This window comes from Streptococcus australis (genome assembly GCF_901543175.1).
Lineage (GTDB): Bacteria > Bacillota > Bacilli > Lactobacillales > Streptococcaceae > Streptococcus > Streptococcus australis_A.
This window is the reverse complement of the sequence record NZ_LR594040.1, coordinates 858,393-875,531: the sequence shown is the minus strand read 5'-3', so window position 1 is coordinate 875,531 and position 17,139 is coordinate 858,393. Positions and strand designations below refer to the sequence as shown.

Below are 17,139 nucleotides of genomic sequence, written 5' to 3'. Positions count from 1 at the left end.
ATTTTTATGACAATAAACGTTGGATATGTAGAACTAGATAAACTCGCTCACTCTTATACAAATCAAGACCAGTATGTTGCGTAATCACATCATAGATCTTGGAGCCGACCTCAAATGCTTTTGGATAGGATTGTTTGATATGGTCTTCCATATCTAGAAGAGATTGATTATCATCTCTGGAACGGTCTAAATAATCCAAAAAATAGTTGAGATGAATCATAAAGCGATCATAGAAATGGTTATTCTCTTTGGTTCGTTGAATAGCGTAACTCTTTAGCACTTCTTCAACATTCCTGAGGATTTCTTTCCTCTTGTCTATCGACTCAACCACTTGAACTTCGTTCTCCCCTTCGGCATTGATGAAATGATAAGCGATCCGAATAATTTCATCCTCAGGGAAATGATCTGTCAACTTCTGACGATAGATTTCAAAGGCTTCCTTTGCGATTTGAAAAGCTACAGGATACTTGGCAGAAATATCTGGCAGATTGCTATCCTTGTACCTTCCTTGTGTTAGAGCTTGATAGGAACAGTAAATATGATCTGTCAAGGTCACATAGAGATACTCTTGAATCGGATAATGATATTTCTTAGAAAGCTTATCAATGATCTCGTAGGTCACTGTGATAAAATCAAGCGGAACATCTTTGAGCAGAGCCATAAAGTTTTCCCTAGACTCTTCTGTCTTCATCCGAAAGATTTTCTCAACCTGATTTTCAGCAATCAAATCCCCCTTCTTCTTTCCAAATGCAATCCCCTTACCAATCACAATCACTTCTTCTCCTTTGTCATTTCTGACAAGCGAGACATTGTGATTCATTGGATTCAGAATTCGATACATGGCAACCTCCTTTTATCTCTTAAAGGTATATGAGTATAAAAAATGACCACAAATGAACTAGAAAATCTATCGATTTCTAATCCACCTGTGATCATGCCTAATATTACTTAGTAACACTCACCTTGTATTAACTTGTGATTTAAGTATAGCACAAGTAAGTTTTTTTGTAAACCTTTACATTCAACTTTTTTAAAAATTTTTATTTAGATCAATGTTCCTAAGATTAGGGGGAAACTTATACACGTGCAGTCCATGAAGTCGCTGTTGTTTGAAGAACCTTGTTGAGTTCGTCAATGTTCTCAAATCCAGTTGTACGCAACCACTCACGAGCTGCTGCCTCACCATCTTTAATGTAAGCTTCAACTGATCCAGCCCATGTTGCACGTCCGCAAAGAACACCGTTGAAGTTTGCACCTGATTCGTGGGCAAAGACAAGGGTCTCTTGGAAGAGTTTAGCTGATACACCTGCACTCAAGTAGATGTATGGAAGATTTGTTGCTTCGTCTTGAGCTTTGAAGAAGGCTGCTGCTTCTTCGCGTGTATGAACGATTTCACCATCGCCAAAGCCTTCAACGTATTTAACGTTGACTGGAACTTCCACTTTCAAGACATCAATGTTGAAGCGTGGGTCTGAGAAGACTTTCATCGCACCGATAACTTTATGTGGTTTTACTTTGGCGTATTCTGCAGAACCTGCGTCAGCGATTTTTTCATCGTAAGCGAGGATTTCAAGGAAGAATGGAATATCTTCCGCCACACACTCAGAACCGATGCGTTCGATGTAGGCTTGTTTTTGTTGGTTGAGTTCGTCAGTGCTGTCTACGTCATAGTAAAGCAAGAACTTAACAGCGTCTGCACCTTGTTCCTTGATACGTTTTGCAGACCAAACATCCAAGCAGTCTGGCAAGCGTTTGGTGCTTGTTGTGTCGTAACCAGTTTTCTCATAAGCGAGGAGAAGGCCAGCATTGGCATCAAGCGCTTTTGTAGCTGGGAGACCATATTCAGGGTCGAGAAGCATAGATGATGCGTATTTTGTCAATTCATCTGCAACCAATACTTTAAGTTCTTCCATTTGAGTCACTGTTGGCTCTTCTGTTTGGTATTGAGCCATGAGACGTTTCAAAGCGCCACGTTGGTCAAAGGCAAGAGCTGAGATAATGCCGTTCTTGTCAGAGAGTTTTTGCAAGCAAGCACGTTTATTTTCTGTTAAAACCATTTTATACCTCTTTTACTATTAATTGATCATATAAAGCTTGATAGTTGGCCATATTGACATGACCTGTCATCTTTTCTTGAGCATTGAGCATACCAAGAACATTTGCCTTGTTGAGGAGTTCTTGATCAGTTTCCTTATGAAGAAGGCCTGATGAAATACCTGCAACAGTAGAATCACCAGATCCGACAGGGTTGACTACCTGAATTCTAGGAATATCTACCTTGTAGAAAGTATCACCATGTTTGGCAAAAGCACCATTTGCACCAAGTGAAACGATAATCCACTCAATCCCTGCAAATAAAGGCTCTTGAAGAACTTCTTTTAATTCATCCAAATCCTCAGAAACTTCTCTTCCTAGAAGCTGAGACAATTCTTCGTTATTTGGTTTGATTACTGTTGGTTTGTGGGGTGATTCAAGAACCACCTGAAGGGCAGCACCTGAGCAGTCCAGAACAACTGGTTTTCCTGCGCGATTAGCAAGTTCTACTAAGCTTGCATAGTAGTCAACTGGAAGACCAGCTGGCAGACTACCTGAGATGGCTACTACTTCTACAGTGTCAAGAAGATTCTCGAAATGAGCCAAGAAATCTTGACCTTCTTGTTCTAATACTTCAGGACCTTTCTCCAGAATTTCTGTTTGGTTATCTCCGTGTAGAATAGCGATACAGTTACGAGTCTCTCCTTGAATGGAGAAGAAACGTTTACTCACTTTATCATCAATGTTTTCTACTAGAAAATCACCAAGTTTGCCACCAACTAAACCAGTAGCAGCAACAGAATCACCAAATTCTGAAAGAACTCGCGTAACATTGAGCCCTTTACCACCAGCTGTCTTGGTCACGTCCACCACACGGTTGACAGTGTCAATCTTTAACTCATCCAAGGGATAAGAAATATCAATGGATGGATTCATTGTGACTGTTAAAATCATGCGTCACCTCTTAGTCGTGGTATTCACCGCGATCCCATTTTTCAAGGAATTCTGTAAAGAAGTTTGCATCTGCTTGATGAGCATTGTGAGTTTCAACATGCTCGATTTTAGCGATCAATTTTTTGTTTTCTTCAGATGGCTTGTATTCAGCATTGATGAAAGCTTCAATGATATCACACATAAGCAATTCACCAGTAATCTTACCACCAAAACCAATAACGTTGGCGTTCAATTGTTCTTTTGCATAAAGAGCTGTTGTCATATCACGAACCAAGGCAGAACGGACACCAGGAACTTTATTTACAGCGTTGTTGATACCAACACCAGTACCACAGATACATACCCCAAGATCAGCTTGACCGCTTGTAACAGCCTCACCAACTTTTTTACCAAAAATTGGGTAATGTGTACGAGCATGATCGTAAGTACCAAAGTCAATGACTTCATGTCCTTTTGATTTCAAGAATTCAGAAACCGCCATTTTTTCATTTGTTACGATGTGGTCACATCCGATTGCAATTCTCATTTTTAACTTACCTTTCTTACTGTAATCTAATTAACACATTTTGTTCAACATGTCGACACGAATCTGATGACGTCCACCGTCGTATTTACCATTAACAAAACCTTTAGCAATGTTTTTGGCCAATTCGTCACCAACAAGTTGTGCACCCATAGTGATCATACGTGAGTTGTTGTGTCCACGAGTCATATAAGCTGAACGTTCATCTGAAACTTCTGCAGCAACCATTCCTTTGATTTTAGTTGCGACCATGAAAGGACCAGCACCATAAGCGTCAATCACGATACCAAGATTTTGTTCTTCTTTATTTACTTCTGCAGCAACAGCAAGAGTCACATCGACAAAGTCTTGGCCTTCTGCTGTAACATCCACTACGTGGAAGTTTTCTTTTTCCAAGAAGTCTTTCACAACTTCTTTCAATCTCAAACCTGCAGCGTCTGCACCAATAACAATAGACATATTGTTTACTCCTTTTTATTATTCTAGGCCAGTAAAGACTTTTATAGCTAGCAGTTTACCTACAAAAGACTTTCTAGCAGTTTATTGACAAATTTGATTGAATGAGATGAATACCACCTTATTCAAGTTTAGGAAATCAAGTTCCTAGAAATAATCTTTCTTTGCGAAAGAGAATATAACAAGTGATTATTTGTTTGTTACAAACATCATTTGTTGCTTACAAACATAATATACTCCTATTTTTGGAAAAAGTCAACAGTTAATGTTTGTTTTTGTGTTTTATTTTTTATTTAAAAGATTTCAATATCAAAACCAATCTGATCCACTTGACCTGGTTCTAAGAGACGAACATTCTTCTTATCTTCTAAATGATCTCCTTCTTCAAGAGATGTTGACAAGCCAGACCAAGGTTCAAAGGCAATGAATGGTCCCTTATTCAAAGTTGACCAGATAATAAGATTTGAAAACTCTTGGAAGTGTACTTTTAATCCCTTCTCATGCTTACGAGAACGAAGGGCAATTGTTCTAGATTGCAACTCATCCAAAGTCACTGCATCAACACTAAACAGATCGTAACTGAGCTCTACTTCCTTTTGTGAATCCAACCATGGACTTCTATCTTGGAAGTCTAACATGCCTGTTTCTGGGAAAGGACGTGGAACAGAGCAAGTCTCTTCTTTTTCAAACTCTAAATAGTAATCTTCATAAGTTTCGCCATCTAGCAGAGGACAGTTAAAGCCTGGATGTCCACCAATAAAGTATGGCATTACTTTATTGGTTTCTTTATTGAAAATCTTGTATTGAGTACGAACAGTCTTGCCAGTAACTTCATAAGTGATTTCAAGGCGGAAATGATAAGGATAGTTCTGATAAGTACTCTCATCATCTTCGATAGCAAAGGTTACGCTGTTTTCTGTTTGATTAACTAAGTCAAATTCTTTTTTACGGACCAAACCGTGACGAGGAATGTTTCCTTTCGTCTCCGTTCCATCTGCATGACTGTAGAAGGCTGTATCTTCTCTTAAAGAGCCGCAGATTGGAAAAAGTACTGGGGCTTGTCCACTCCAGTAAGTGGCATCTCCTTGCCACAAATACTCAATGCCTTCTCGGTCCTTGATTGACGACAATGCGCCACCTAAGGTTTTAAACTGGACCGTTAACTGGTCTGATTTTACTTCAATTACCATTATATTCTCCAACTATTTTTAGATTTTTATATAAAAAACTAGGTTGTCACTCCCAATGTCGGAAATTGACAACCTAGTTTTCACAATTTACATTTTATAGGAGCGAATTATTTAGCATTTGCTGCGTATTCTTCGTTACGTTTGATCATTTGTTTTCTATACCAAGCAAAGATACCTACATAGAATACAAGGAAGGCTGCTGCACCAAGGATTGCTTTGATATCACCTGTTGTAGCATTACCAATTGCCCAACCAAATAGTTTTTCGATTGGTCCTTCAAGAGTTGAGTGAGTGATCAATTGAGTTTGGCTCACACCTTCTGGGAAGGCACCTACACCTTTAGCAAGTTCAGTTGCAAATGGAGCGATAAGAGTACCTGAAAGAAGGAAGAGTGGCAACAAGAGTGTTCCGAAGATAATCATACGGAGCAATTTACCACGAGTAACAACCAAGAGAGCTGGAGTTACACCCATAGCGATGATACCTGCAAGTGGCAAGATACCATTTCCGACGTTTGAAAGAAGCACTGCTTCTACTAGCATGATTGGAGCAAGTACGTTGGCACAAGCCCAGATTTCAGCACGACCAGCGATGAAAGGCCAGTCAAGACCGATGTTGAATTTACGTCCTTGAAGACGTTTAGTAGCAACGTTTGTGATACCTTGTGAAAGTGGTTCTACGGCTGCGATGAACCAAGATCCGATAAGTGAGAAGAGCTCCAAGCAGACACCGGCAGTCAAACCAAGGCTCAACCAACCTTTAATAACAAGTTCCCATTTATCGGCTCCTTCTACACCAGCAACTGGGTGTGGAGTTCCCATCAAACCAATAACGATACCAAGAATGAAACCGATGAAGAATTTAGATCCCCAGAAACCGATTTTCTTGTTCAATTTTGCAGCGTCAAAGTCATATTTATCAAGACCTGGCAATACTTTATCGAAGATCTTATCCAAGACCATGATAACTGGGTTCATCATGTAGTTCATGTGAGTTGAAGTCATTGGTGATGAACTTGGTGCGTTAAGAAGGTCATCGAATGTTGGTTTCATCAAGTCAGAGTTGATGATTTTCAAAACACCGACAAGGACAACTGCTGCAGTTGCGATGAAGAGTGAAACCCCTTGGCTAACTCCATTGTTGTCTGCGTACCATTTAATCAAAAGACCAGTGATTGACAAGTGCCAGATATCAAAGATATCGACGTCAAGTGTGTCCGTTTTCTTCATTGCAAGCATCACAACGTTGACAATCAACATTACAAGCAAGAAGTAAAGTGTCCAAGCAGATCCCCAAGTGATCGTAGCAAGTGGTGCCCAACCAACGTCAGTGATGTTCAATTGAATACCAGTATTTTCAACGAATTTCGCAAGAGATGCTGAGAAAGCTCCGTTGAGCATACCGATGATAGCACCGATACCAGTAAGAGCGATGGCAAGTTTGATACCACCTTCAAGCGCTTTGGAGAATTTCACTCCAAATAGTAAGGCCAATACTGTCAAGATGATCAGCATGATGATAGGACCACCCATTTCCAAGACTGGCTTGAAAATCTTATTGGCTAGTTCGATAATGACATCCATAATAGTTCCTCCCTTTATTTTTATGGAATCTTACAAAATAATAATTAACTTAGTCCGTGTTCTTTGATAGCTGCCTCAATATTGTCAAATACAGGAGCGCTCATTGCTGGAATACGGAACAAGATTGGTCCAGCTTCGATAACTGGAATACCTGGTTCAAAGCCAAGATCTGTTGCAGCGATTGGTGTAAAGATATCGTATCCCTTGATAAGGTCTTCGTTTACATCTTTTACCATAACTGCATCACAGTGAACATCATAACCGCGATTTGCGAGTTCTTCTTCTAGAGCACTTTTAATTTGGTGACTTGAGTTAACACCTGCACCGCAGGCAGCAAGAATTTTAATCATTAGGATTTCCTCCGATTTTATTTTTTTAATAGATAAGATTAAGCTGTCGCTTCAGCTATATAAGCATAAAGTTTTTCTGGTTCAGAAATTTTTGATAAATCTTCCAGATGGCTATTCCCTGTAAAGAAGTCCATTAACTGAGCAAGAATGTTGGTTTGACTCGAACTTGAATTGTTAATGATAAAGAAGAGTAGAGATACTTCCACTTCCTTATCAGGAGCAATCATATTGTGAAAAGTTACTGGTTTTTCTAATCGAACAACCACCACTTTCTCAGCTAGATTGTGAACAATATCTGTATGAGGAATCGCTACATTTGGCAAGTCCTTTCCCAGAAATTCCATATCTAAGCCAGTTGGAAATGACTTTTCACGCGTGATCAAGGCTTCACGATAAGTTGGAGTCACTATTTCTCGTTCTTCCAACAGGGTTGCTACCTGATCAAAGAGTTGTTCTTGATTATCCGCTTCTAAGCAAAACACGAGGTCTTTGTCAAAGAAATGATCTAATCCCATAACAGTTTCCCTTCTTTCAATTAACTTTTACGTTATAAGTATAACACTATATGAAATCGTTGTCAATACTTTTTGTTTTATTTTGTTTCTTTTTTGTTGATTGTGTTTTGTTAATTAATTATAATCATTATCAAACAATCTTTTTAAATTCTATTTTCGTGCATTTCAAACAAAAAAAGACCAAAATGGGTCTTTCTGTTACTAATTTCTAATGTTATTTAGTTAATGGAAGATAAAATTTCTTCTAGCTTTTGATAGTCCTTAACACTATCGATTTCATAGATGCTGTTGCCTTCTAATTCTTCAACATACACATCTAGTTCTTTAATGTTATCTTTAACCATGTTGTCCCAATAGAGATCAACAAATTCGCCGCTTGCGTATGCTTTGTCAATAAAGCCAACAATCTTTTCTGCAGTTGGAGCATCCCAGAATGATACGCCGCTCAGAATACGACCAGCCTTGCTATCAACGATGATGTCTTGAACTTTATAGTCATCACCGTAAACCAAGAACCATTCATTCTCACAGTCTTCACGATAAACACTGAAATAGGTTGAACGTTTAAGATCGTCTCTAAACATATTTTTGAAAAGATAGTTATCCGCATCAATAACATAGCTGTTAGCTAAGTCTTCTTTAACGAGATAAAGTGAGTAAAAATTGTTGTAATCGGCATACTTATCGTTAAAGACTAAACGAACACCATATTTTTCTTTTAGGTAGTCAAATTGTTCTTTAAGGTAGCCGATAACAATGATAATCTCATCAATTCCTCTCTCTTTCAAAAACTCGATTTGGTATTCTACCAAGGGTTTTTGGTTGACCTTAACCAAGGCTTTGGGGGTATTTTCAGTCATAGGACGCAGACGAGTTCCCAACCCCGCTGCCAAGATAATTGCTTTCACGCTATTCTCCTTTATTCTTTAATAATAATATAAACACCAGCCATGACAACAAGCGATGTAATAATGGTCACCATATCGAGTGGTGTACCTAAAAGCATTGCTGAGAACAATACTGTCCAAACGACATAGCTTACGTTCAAACCAGTTGCTTTTGCTGGTTGTAGCCGATTGATTGCAATGTAATAAGCCAAATAAGAAATCATATTACATGCTGCAAAGACTAACATCAAACCGAGTAATTGTCCATCTGCTACTTCTGCAAATGAATGATGAGAAAAGAGGACAATGACAAGGTATGACAAGAATGAGGTTACTTGACGGATTAATAGTGCTTCAATTTCACTTAATTCACTTTCCATGGCGTAGGAACTAAGAACACTCTCACTTCCCCAGGCGATGGCACAAACTAATGCACAAAGAATTCCGATATAAAAAGAATTAACCTGCTCAACTTTGTATGTCTGGGCAATAATACCAGCGATAATCAACAGAATACCAAACACAGTATTCCTAGATACCTTGTGTTTCAAAATGAAAAATGCTAGTAAAACAGAAACTGCTGGATAGATGGCTGATACTGAAGATGCAAGAGAACTACCGATATACTTAACCGCATAAAGATTGGCCTGCATTCCTATTGGTCCAGCTAGCAAGGCTCCGATAATAACACTGACATTCCGAATATTTAGAAAGATTGACAAGCGAACTTTTCCTTCTTTTACCAAAAGAAATGCTAATAGAATAAAGATACTCAAGAAATCATGAGCAGCAGCCACTACAAAAGGTGAAAGATTGGTAAAAACTGAAAAGATATAAGCACTGATTGTCAGTCCTAGCCCCCAGAAGATACCTGAGAACAGACCAAAAGAAACACCGTTTTTATTCTTCATCCTAACCTCCATAATAGGTCAACGCGTCAACCGCTCTTTGGTAACGACTCACACCATAATCTCCAAAGTCAGCACCTTGAGCTTCTTTGTACACTGTCCACAAACTCCAGATGGTATCTTGTAAAATTTTATAGATTCTAATCTTTTCACGAGATACTGGAGTTTTGTCACTCTCATAATAAGCAAGGAAATCTTCTTCTTCCTGATTTGTAAATTCAGACTCCAAAAAGAGAGCTGCCAAATCCCACATTGGATCATTCATGGAAGAGTATTCCCAGTCAATCAAGTACAAACGACCTTGAGGTGACTCGATAAAGTTTTCTGGAACCAAGTCGATATGACAAGACTTTCTGTCAACACCCAAATCAGCCAATCTTTTCTCTAGCAAGAATACATCTTTTCTTACCGCTTCATAATTGGCGTATGGAATATTTCCCTCAATCAAGGATTCATATTTTTTGATTTCTTCAAAAGGTGCAAATTCCCCTTTTAGTTCTTTGCCTGATGCATGAATCGCCTGTAAAATCGGAGCGATTTTATCAAACTTGGTCTTAATCGAAGTGGAATCAAACGTTGTGGCAGAATCAATGTACTCATTTACCTTGATTCCTGACTCAATATCAAAGAGATAATTTTTGACATCAAGATTCAAATCTTTCAACAATTCAAGATTGTATTTTTCATCTTGACGATTGATGAGCTTTTCGGTCCCTTTTCCGAAAAATTTAACGATATACTGCTTATTAGTTGTTCTGGCCAAATAGTTTTGATTGGTCATGCCTCCCAGTTGTTCAACACTGAGAACTTCCTCTTCTTCAGATAGCAAAGAAGAAATTTTTTCTTTGATGATTTTCTCCACAATTTAGCTCCATCTTCTAGACTTCCCACTTGAATACTGTTTTAAAAGCAGTATTAAGGTCTGTTGCAAAGACACGATGAATGTCCTTGATTTCTCTCACCGGTTCTTCAATATAAAGGATATTTTTCAGACGATTTGCAAACTTTTTAACTTCCATCATCTGTATTGCATTTTCAAAATCAATTCGTCCGGATCGAGACGAACCGACCAATAATAAACCTTTTTCTAAAGAGTCTCGCGTATTGATATTGACCTTGTACTCGCTCACTCCCATCATGAGAATCGTTCCCTGAGGTCGAATGTAACGAATCAAGTCATTGATAGCTGGTCCTGTGCCATCACCACCGCAACACTCAAATCCATGATCAAAGGTCAAATCTTCTGGTATATTATCCGTAATGTAGCACTCTTTTGCAAAAGAGAAGAGCTCTAGTTTTTCCCAATGGCGACCAATCACGATAATCTCAGCTTCTGGTAGAGTGTAATTGATAATATTGGCAACCACAAAGGCCAAACTACCATCTCCGATAACAGCAATACGCTCTCGTTTGCTGTGGGCAAGATTTAAGAAACGATTCATAGCATGCATACCCACACTCACAAACTCGGTAATAGCAGCAACTGTATCCTCTATGTCATTATAAGACACAACACGATCTTTTGGAAGAGAGACAAATTCTCTCATAAAGCCATCATAACCACTAGATAGGAAGTAGGTTCCTGTCATGTAGTTCTCGTAGAACTCCTTATCACTCTGCATAGGCGGTTGATTTGGAATCATAACTACCTTTTGACCGACTTCATAAGTCCCAGTTGGATCTGAGATAACAGTTCCACAAGACTCGTGAATCATAGCCATGGGAAGCTTTTTAGCCAATATCTTTGGATCACGTTTCCCTTGATAGTAACGTTGATCCGCATGACAAACCGCCATATAATTTGGACGAATCAGGATATGATTCTCCTGATCAATATCCTCTTCTTGGTATTTTACATTGATAAACTTTGGTTTGGTCAGTTGATAAATTTGATTAATCATAGCCTTAGTCTTTCTCAATCATGCTTTTCGCGATTTTCAAGTCTGTCACAGTTGTGATTTTAAGATTTGAGTATTCCCCTTTAGCTAGGGCAACGTCTTTCCCTTTGATAACAAAAATCTTACATGCATCCGTTAGGATTTCCTTTTCTTTATCAGATAGGGATCCATACAAGTCCATGAAATCCTTGCATCGGAAGGTTTGAGGTGTTTGACCTTGATAGAGGTGAGCACGATTTGGAATATCAGTGATAAACTGACCATTGGTACTTTCAACAATGGTATCAACCGCTTCTACTACTGTGTCAACCGCATCATGATTTTGGGCGAGTTTGATATTGTCCTGAATCATGCGAAGTGTGATAAATGGGCGAACAGAGTCGTGGGTAATCACGATATCTTCTGGAGTAATTGGACAGTAGGCATCAATGGCTTCTATAATCTTCTCGATACTTGTATTGCGATCGGCACCACCCTTGGTAATGATGATACGATCCTTGTGGAGAGAGAGATACTTTTCAACCAAATCCTCAGCATGAGAGACCCAATCTCCATGAACTCCAACCACAATTTTTTCAATACTTGGTTCTAAAACAAATTTTTCAATTGTGTGAATCAAAATAGGACGATCACCCAACTCCAAGAATTGTTTTGGTAAATTACTGATTCCCATGCGTGTGCCAGTTCCTCCGGCTAAAATTCCTGCATAGATCATATATTTTCTCCTTTGTTTATTCTAAAAAACTCATTACCATCTATTATATCACAATCTATCTTTATCATGAAGAAAAGATAAAGCGCCTTTTAGCTGAACCAACACACTATTTCAACCAAAAAGTGAACATTAGCAACTAAATCCAAAAAGATCATAACAAATTAAGAAATAAATTTAGGTTATTTTCTATATTCTCTATTTAACGTTCGGTTAACATAGATTTCTTTAGAATATAATATAAACCTTAAAGAAAACTTAAACACATTTTTTTAAATACAAAAATAAGCTAGGAAACTGTTCAAATTTGTCTCGATAGCTACAGTTCCTAACTTTCTTTTTTATTTATGATGATGGAATAGATTAGTTTTCCTGATCTTGGTCACCAGCTCCTTTAACTGCCTTTTTAAACTCAGACAGCATTTTACCAATTGATTCACCCAGTTCTGGTAAACGTTTTGGTCCAAAGATTAAGAGTGCACCTAGAACGATGATAATCAATCCTGGAGCACCGATATCACGTAAGATCCCCATTCTTTTCTCCTTTCATTTTTTTCTTTATTATCCTCTTGCTAATTACAATACTAAGCTCATAGAGCGAGATTAAAGGAATTGTCATGGCTAGATCGCTAATAAAATCAGCTGGTGTCAAAATAACAGCTAGTACCAATAAAATAAAGTAGGCGTAACGTCTATAAGTAACTAAGAGCCCTGGTCCAATCAAGCCGATCGACGTTAAAAAAGCGATGATGACTGGCAATTCAAAGATGAATGCCAAAGGGATAGTTGTTTGAAAAACAAAGTCTAAGTAGTTCTGCGCCGTTAATTGAGTTTCAAACAGTCCTTCTCCAAGTCCTAAAAGCACTTGAAGTCAGGCAGGCGTTACAAAGTAGAATCCAAAGGCTAGTCCAAGTAGAAAGCAAATAAAACTAGCTGGAATATAGGCAAAGATTGCTCTTGCTTCTTCGATTTTCAGCCCTGGCTTGACAAAACTCCAAATCTGATAAATTGTAAAAGGTAGTGTAATAGTAAAGGACATTAGGCTCGCTAAGCGCAAATAAATCCACAGAATGTCATTTGGACCTAATACAATCAACTTTTGATTAAAGGACTGAGTTAGATAGTAGTAAAGCTGATCTGCAAACAATAAAGCTCCGCAGAAAACTATAAAAAAGCAGACTATAACAGCAATGAATCTCTTTCTAAATTCTACCAGATGTTCAATGATTGTCAATTCTTTTGTATCCATATACTTTTCACCCTGTCTCAATGTGACAGCCAAAACAATTATCAAAAAGACTAGCTGACTTCCTAAACCTTCCCAACTTGGATAGATGCCCAAGAGGTCGATAGTAGGGAAACCAGGCAATAAGTGGTTAGGTACCATATTGGTCAGCTGGAGAGCATGTACGCTAACACCTAACATCTTGAAAGCAAGAGCATAAATCATCCACGTCAGTAGGAAGAAGACCTTATGGGGTGGGAAGAATTGACTCGCCTTGTTCATCAGAAATGCAATAATCAGCAAGACTAATAAAGCTAGAGAAATACCAAGAATAAACTCAAAACGAGATATTCTCGGTAAAATTCCTACATAAAATAGTATGGTCTCTGCCCCTTCACGAAAAACAGCTAGAAAACTAAGAGCAAACATGGAAATGAAAGAACCTGTCCTGGTTACAGTTTTCATCTGTGAATCCATAAAGTCATTCCATTTTTTGACCGAGGATTTACTGTGAAGCCAGATACCAATCAAAATCATCATCACTACTGCAAAAATACCAACAGATCCTTCGATGATTTCACGATTGGCCCCTGATGTTACAGCTGGAAAGGCAATTTGTAGTATAAATGCAATCACTAGACTCGCAGCTATTCCTGATAGTGCTCCACCATATACCCACTTGAGTCCTTTGCGCATCTTGGCTGCTTTTAGAGTTGTGACCGAAGCCATGACGATTAAGAGAGCCTCTACTCCTTCTCGTAGGAGAATGAGCATAGCATCAAAAGCATTATAGCTTGCATTGGTATCAATTTGAGATAAATCCGCAATCAGTTTTTCTAATTTTTCTTGATATTCCTTCTCACTTCCCTTGACCATGATTACAGGAGTTTCGCTTTCCACTCGGGTGTAGAGGGAAGGATTGGTCGTACTAACAGAACCTTCAACAGTTGGCCATATAGTAATAAACTCTTTCATGACAGCTGTCCCTGCCGTCGGGTTTCCAGCTTTAAATTCTTCCAAGGCTTTTTTGAGAAGCTCAATGCCATCTTTAAGACTTAGATTGGAGGAAGTTTTCGCCACTTCTTTGCCAGCTACGAAATTATCAATGGCAGTTTTTAAGTCATTAAAAGAAGACTGGATAGCATCATAATCTGTCGGCTCCATTTCAATACTACTGCGTAAGAAAGAGATAGCAGTTTCTACTTGACCATAATGAGTTGTACTGTTGTCACGGACAACACTCTCATTGATCGTCCAAGTTGAATTCATCTTTTTATAGGCTTCTCGAATTTGCTCTATGTCTTTGGAAGAAATTGCCTTATCCAAAGTCTCGAAACGTGGTCTTAAGCGACTGACAAGTTTTTCCTTCTCCGCATTCAGATCTATTGGATTTTGTTCTTTCTCAAAAGCTAGAAGGGCAGAAGAGATTTGTGTCAGATTTTTTTCAGTAATCTCTCCTGACAGAACAAGTTTCTCCTTGACAACCTTACCAGCATCCGAATCAGCATGTTCTACTTTTTCAAAATCCGTCGCCATTTCTCTAACTAGGACCTTAGCTTCTGCCTGATTACCATTTTTTACAGCCTGAGAGGCATCCGTAATCTTCACAAAATAAGAACTTAGACTTTCCTTAGCACCAACAGGAGACATAGCTAATAAGAGAAAAGACAAAGCAACAAAACAAATACTAGTCTTCCAATAATTTCTGACCAATATAGCCTCCTTTCTCTACTCCACCAAAGCAGGCAAAGAGACCGCTACCGATGTGGGTTACATACTCATTCATCTTGTCTGTAGCTCCGAGGTTGGTTTGAACTTTGACAAAATGATCAGGATCCTTTTGGAAAGAAATAAAAAGTAAACCTGTGTCAAATTGTCCAGTCTTATCATCAATTCCATCCGAGTATGAATAAGATCGTCGTAAGAGTGGCTTCTCTACCTCTTTGGCTAATCGAACGTGCGAATCATCTGGTAAAAGACTTAAATCCACTTCATCAAACTCATTCTTCTTGCCAAAGGGAGCACCACTTTCCTTGTAGCGACCAAAGGTATTTTCTTGCTCTTCAAGATTGGTTCGATCCCAAGTGTCGAGAAACATCTGGATTCGACGAACAGCCATATAGGATCCATTTCCCATCCAGTCCTTGCTGTCAGCCCAAACAACACGATCAAAATCCTTTTCTTTGGTCACATTAGCAGTTCCATCCTTGAAACCAAAAAGATTTCGTGGTGTCTCTAGACGATCTCCAATAGCAGCAAATCCAGATTGGCTCCAACGGAGGGTCACCGCATTTCTCCCTTTACGGATAAGGTTTCGAATAGCATGAAAAGGAACTTGCTCGTCATCTGCACAGGCTTGGATAACAATATCTCCCCCAGTATATTTTTCACGCAGTTGCTCCTTTGGAAAGGGTGGAAAATCCCTAAAAAGTTGAGGACGCTTGTGCTCCAAATTCATCTTTTTCAGGAAACTAGCAGACACACCAAAAGTCAGCGTTAAACGATGAGGATTTAGCCCCACGGTTTCTCCAGTATCACTAGGAGGTAAGAGGGCATTCTGACCATCTTTTTTGACCAATTCCCCCTCGACCAACTTGGCACTATAATCCGTCCAATCCTTGAACAACTGGATAATCTTATCTTTATCTGTCTTATGCAAATCTAGGACAACAAAATAGATATTCTTCTGCATAGGGGTCGTGATACCCGCTTGGTGTTTCCCATAAAAGTCAATTTTTTCATTACCGTACGAGATTTTTTCCTGTTTGTCTAGCTTAGGCGCTAAAAAAGCGGAGGCACCAGAGAGACCAAGTGCTAGACCAGCACCTCCAATACCCGCTTTTTTTAGGAATTCTCGACGGTCCATTTTTTTCTCAAAAAAATTTTCGTCTTTCTTAGTCATACTGCTTATTCTCCATCAAGAAATTTGCCCATTTGTGATAGAGGTTCACCAAGTTTCGTCACGGCTTCAGCCAATTCTTTGGTGTCTTCTTTTGTTAAGTCTGTATAAAGTTTGTAGTGTTCCTTGTCTGTCATATGTTTGTCCAACAAGCTATTAACAGATTTGAAATCAGCTTCTAATTCTTTAACTAAATCAGCATCTGATTTTTCTAGTAAAGGTTTAAAGAGTTGGAATATCTTTTCAGCTCCCTCGATATTAGCGCGGAAGTCGTACAAATCTGTATGAGAGTAGATTTCCTCTTCACCCGTAATCTTGCTTGTCGCCACTTCATTGAGCAAGTCAACTGCCCCTGTCAACATAATCTTGTGATCTACTTCAACAGTCGCTACCTTAGCCTTCAACTCTTTGATATCATTGACAAGCTGATCACCATAACTTTCGGTTCCCTTAGTTGTGTTTTCTTCCCAGAGGATTCGTTCGATACGGTGGAAACCTGACCAACCTTCCTCAGTCTTATTTTCATCCACATAGTCTGCTAGACGAAAGTCAATCTTAACATCTGACTCACCAAAACTCTCAGCGATTGGTTCTGAACGTTCATAAGCCATACGAACAAGTGGATAAGCTTTCTTGGCTTCCTCCAGTTTTCCGTCTTTTAAAAGCTGGACAAATCCTTCTGTATCCGTTAAGAGTTTGTCAATTTGTCCTTGAACAAAAGTCTTATAATCTGCGGTTGCCTTATCAAGTAGTTTTTGTTTGTCATCTGATAAAGCTGTCACCTTAGAGGAATCATTTGTCTCAGTTGATTTTTCAAAACGGACTGCACATGCTGTCAATAGCAAAGCAGAAGATAAAAGGACAACACCTAATTTTTTCATTAGTTACTCCTATTGGTTCAGGAAGCCTGAATTTATTTTACGTTCCATTACAACATGTCTTCACTCATTTTTCAATAAATTGTCAGAAAATTTAATATTCGAGGATTTAAAGTAGCCTTTTTCG

17 protein-coding genes and 2 pseudogenes are annotated in these 17,139 nt (G+C 38.7%); all 19 read right to left on the bottom strand.

All coding sequences use genetic code 11. The features are described from left to right. Nucleotides 1–4: 4 nt before the first annotated feature. Nucleotides 5–841: a PRD domain-containing protein gene (locus FGK98_RS04285; protein ID WP_125847599.1), complete on the bottom strand. Its 837-nt coding sequence runs from the start codon at nt 839–841 to the stop codon at nt 5–7. Between the two features lie 235 nt (nt 842–1,076). Then, nucleotides 1,077–2,057 carry a tagatose-bisphosphate aldolase gene (gene lacD / locus FGK98_RS04280; RefSeq protein WP_138100204.1) on the bottom strand — a complete coding sequence of 327 codons (981 nt, stop codon included), beginning with the start codon at nt 2,055–2,057 and terminating at the stop codon, nt 1,077–1,079. A gap of 1 nt (nt 2,058) precedes the next feature. Beyond that, nucleotides 2,059–2,988, bottom strand: a complete 930-nt coding sequence (locus tag FGK98_RS04275) for a tagatose-6-phosphate kinase (RefSeq protein ID WP_138100202.1) — start codon at nt 2,986–2,988, stop codon at nt 2,059–2,061. Nucleotides 2,989–2,998: 10 nt separating this feature from the next. Further along, the gene (lacB, locus tag FGK98_RS04270) at nt 2,999–3,514 is read right to left on the bottom strand and encodes a galactose-6-phosphate isomerase subunit LacB (protein WP_138100200.1); all 516 of its coding nucleotides are present in this window, start codon (nt 3,512–3,514) and stop codon (nt 2,999–3,001) included. Nucleotides 3,515–3,544: 30 nt separating this feature from the next. Beyond that, nucleotides 3,545–3,970, bottom strand: a complete 426-nt coding sequence (gene lacA / locus FGK98_RS04265) for a galactose-6-phosphate isomerase subunit LacA (protein ID WP_000029277.1) — start codon at nt 3,968–3,970, stop codon at nt 3,545–3,547. A gap of 290 nt (nt 3,971–4,260) precedes the next feature. After that, nucleotides 4,261–5,157, bottom strand: coding sequence for an aldose 1-epimerase family protein (locus FGK98_RS04260; protein WP_138100198.1), 897 nt, complete (start codon nt 5,155–5,157; stop codon nt 4,261–4,263). A gap of 107 nt (nt 5,158–5,264) precedes the next feature. Continuing rightward, nucleotides 5,265–6,740, bottom strand: coding sequence for a PTS galactitol transporter subunit IIC (locus FGK98_RS04255; RefSeq protein WP_000382509.1), 1,476 nt, complete (start codon nt 6,738–6,740; stop codon nt 5,265–5,267). A gap of 44 nt (nt 6,741–6,784) precedes the next feature. Beyond that, nucleotides 6,785–7,090 (bottom strand): PTS sugar transporter subunit IIB, encoded by a 306-nt coding sequence (locus FGK98_RS04250; protein WP_000590545.1) that lies wholly within the window; start codon nt 7,088–7,090, stop codon nt 6,785–6,787. Nucleotides 7,091–7,128: 38 nt separating this feature from the next. After that, nucleotides 7,129–7,605, bottom strand: a complete 477-nt coding sequence (locus tag FGK98_RS04245; protein WP_171011109.1) for a PTS sugar transporter subunit IIA — start codon at nt 7,603–7,605, stop codon at nt 7,129–7,131. Nucleotides 7,606–7,823: 218 nt separating this feature from the next. Then, a complete protein-coding gene (locus FGK98_RS04240) occupies nt 7,824–8,513 on the bottom strand; it encodes a sugar phosphate nucleotidyltransferase (protein WP_138100196.1) in 690 nt (229 codons plus the stop codon). A gap of 11 nt (nt 8,514–8,524) precedes the next feature. Continuing rightward, the gene (locus FGK98_RS04235; RefSeq protein ID WP_138100194.1) at nt 8,525–9,403 is read right to left on the bottom strand and encodes a DMT family transporter; all 879 of its coding nucleotides are present in this window, start codon (nt 9,401–9,403) and stop codon (nt 8,525–8,527) included. A 1-nt stretch (nt 9,404) separates the two neighbouring features. Further along, a complete protein-coding gene (locus tag FGK98_RS04230; RefSeq protein ID WP_138100192.1) occupies nt 9,405–10,262 on the bottom strand; it encodes a phosphotransferase family protein in 858 nt (285 codons plus the stop codon). A gap of 16 nt (nt 10,263–10,278) precedes the next feature. Continuing rightward, nucleotides 10,279–11,301, bottom strand: coding sequence for a ribitol-5-phosphate dehydrogenase (locus FGK98_RS04225; RefSeq protein WP_138100190.1), 1,023 nt, complete (start codon nt 11,299–11,301; stop codon nt 10,279–10,281). Between the two features lie 4 nt (nt 11,302–11,305). Then, nucleotides 11,306–12,013 carry an IspD/TarI family cytidylyltransferase gene (locus FGK98_RS04220; protein ID WP_084948666.1) on the bottom strand — a complete coding sequence of 236 codons (708 nt, stop codon included), beginning with the start codon at nt 12,011–12,013 and terminating at the stop codon, nt 11,306–11,308. A 360-nt stretch (nt 12,014–12,373) separates the two neighbouring features. Beyond that, nucleotides 12,374–12,544, bottom strand: coding sequence for a twin-arginine translocase TatA/TatE family subunit (locus tag FGK98_RS04215; RefSeq protein WP_000512109.1), 171 nt, complete (start codon nt 12,542–12,544; stop codon nt 12,374–12,376). Further along, nucleotides 12,528–13,259 (bottom strand): annotated as a pseudogene (gene tatC / locus FGK98_RS04210) (twin-arginine translocase subunit TatC). The gene FGK98_RS04215 and the pseudogene tatC overlap by 17 nt, the downstream one beginning before the upstream one ends. A gap of 15 nt (nt 13,260–13,274) precedes the next feature. Further along, nucleotides 13,275–14,948: pseudogene (locus FGK98_RS04205) on the bottom strand (FTR1 family protein); the annotation flags it as partial. Beyond that, entirely contained in the window at nt 14,923–16,137 is a 1,215-nt protein-coding gene (gene efeB / locus FGK98_RS04200; RefSeq protein ID WP_138100188.1) for an iron uptake transporter deferrochelatase/peroxidase subunit, read from the bottom strand. The pseudogene FGK98_RS04205 and the gene efeB, both read right to left, overlap by 26 nt. Nucleotides 16,138–16,142: 5 nt before the next feature. Continuing rightward, nucleotides 16,143–17,015 carry an iron uptake system protein EfeO gene (gene efeO, locus FGK98_RS04195; protein WP_125426159.1) on the bottom strand — a complete coding sequence of 291 codons (873 nt, stop codon included), beginning with the start codon at nt 17,013–17,015 and terminating at the stop codon, nt 16,143–16,145. Nucleotides 17,016–17,139: the final 124 nt, after the last annotated feature.

Bases quoted from the DNA above. Each gene is read 5' to 3' on its own strand.
- lacA (WP_000029277.1), bottom strand. From the start codon at position 3,970: ATGTCTATTGTTATTGGTGCAGACGCTGCAGGTTTGAGATTGAAAGAA.
- FGK98_RS04220 (WP_084948666.1), bottom strand. From the start codon at position 12,013: ATGATCTATGCAGGAATTTTAGCCGGAGGAACTGGCACACGCATGGGA.
- efeB (WP_138100188.1), bottom strand. From the start codon at position 16,137: ATGACTAAGAAAGACGAAAATTTTTTTGAGAAAAAAATGGACCGTCGA.
- FGK98_RS04215 (WP_000512109.1), bottom strand. From the start codon at position 12,544: ATGGGGATCTTACGTGATATCGGTGCTCCAGGATTGATTATCATCGTT.
- FGK98_RS04285 (WP_125847599.1), bottom strand. From the start codon at position 841: ATGTATCGAATTCTGAATCCAATGAATCACAATGTCTCGCTTGTCAGA.
- lacD (WP_138100204.1), bottom strand. From the start codon at position 2,057: ATGGTTTTAACAGAAAATAAACGTGCTTGCTTGCAAAAACTCTCTGAC.
- lacB (WP_138100200.1), bottom strand. From the start codon at position 3,514: ATGAGAATTGCAATCGGATGTGACCACATCGTAACAAATGAAAAAATG.
- efeO (WP_125426159.1), bottom strand. From the start codon at position 17,015: ATGAAAAAATTAGGTGTTGTCCTTTTATCTTCTGCTTTGCTATTGACA.
- FGK98_RS04250 (WP_000590545.1), bottom strand. From the start codon at position 7,090: ATGATTAAAATTCTTGCTGCCTGCGGTGCAGGTGTTAACTCAAGTCAC.
- FGK98_RS04235 (WP_138100194.1), bottom strand. From the start codon at position 9,403: ATGAAGAATAAAAACGGTGTTTCTTTTGGTCTGTTCTCAGGTATCTTC.
- FGK98_RS04260 (WP_138100198.1), bottom strand. From the start codon at position 5,157: ATGGTAATTGAAGTAAAATCAGACCAGTTAACGGTCCAGTTTAAAACC.
- FGK98_RS04275 (WP_138100202.1), bottom strand. From the start codon at position 2,988: ATGATTTTAACAGTCACAATGAATCCATCCATTGATATTTCTTATCCC.
- FGK98_RS04225 (WP_138100190.1), bottom strand. From the start codon at position 11,301: ATGATTAATCAAATTTATCAACTGACCAAACCAAAGTTTATCAATGTA.
- FGK98_RS04255 (WP_000382509.1), bottom strand. From the start codon at position 6,740: ATGGATGTCATTATCGAACTAGCCAATAAGATTTTCAAGCCAGTCTTG.
- FGK98_RS04245 (WP_171011109.1), bottom strand. From the start codon at position 7,605: ATGGGATTAGATCATTTCTTTGACAAAGACCTCGTGTTTTGCTTAGAA.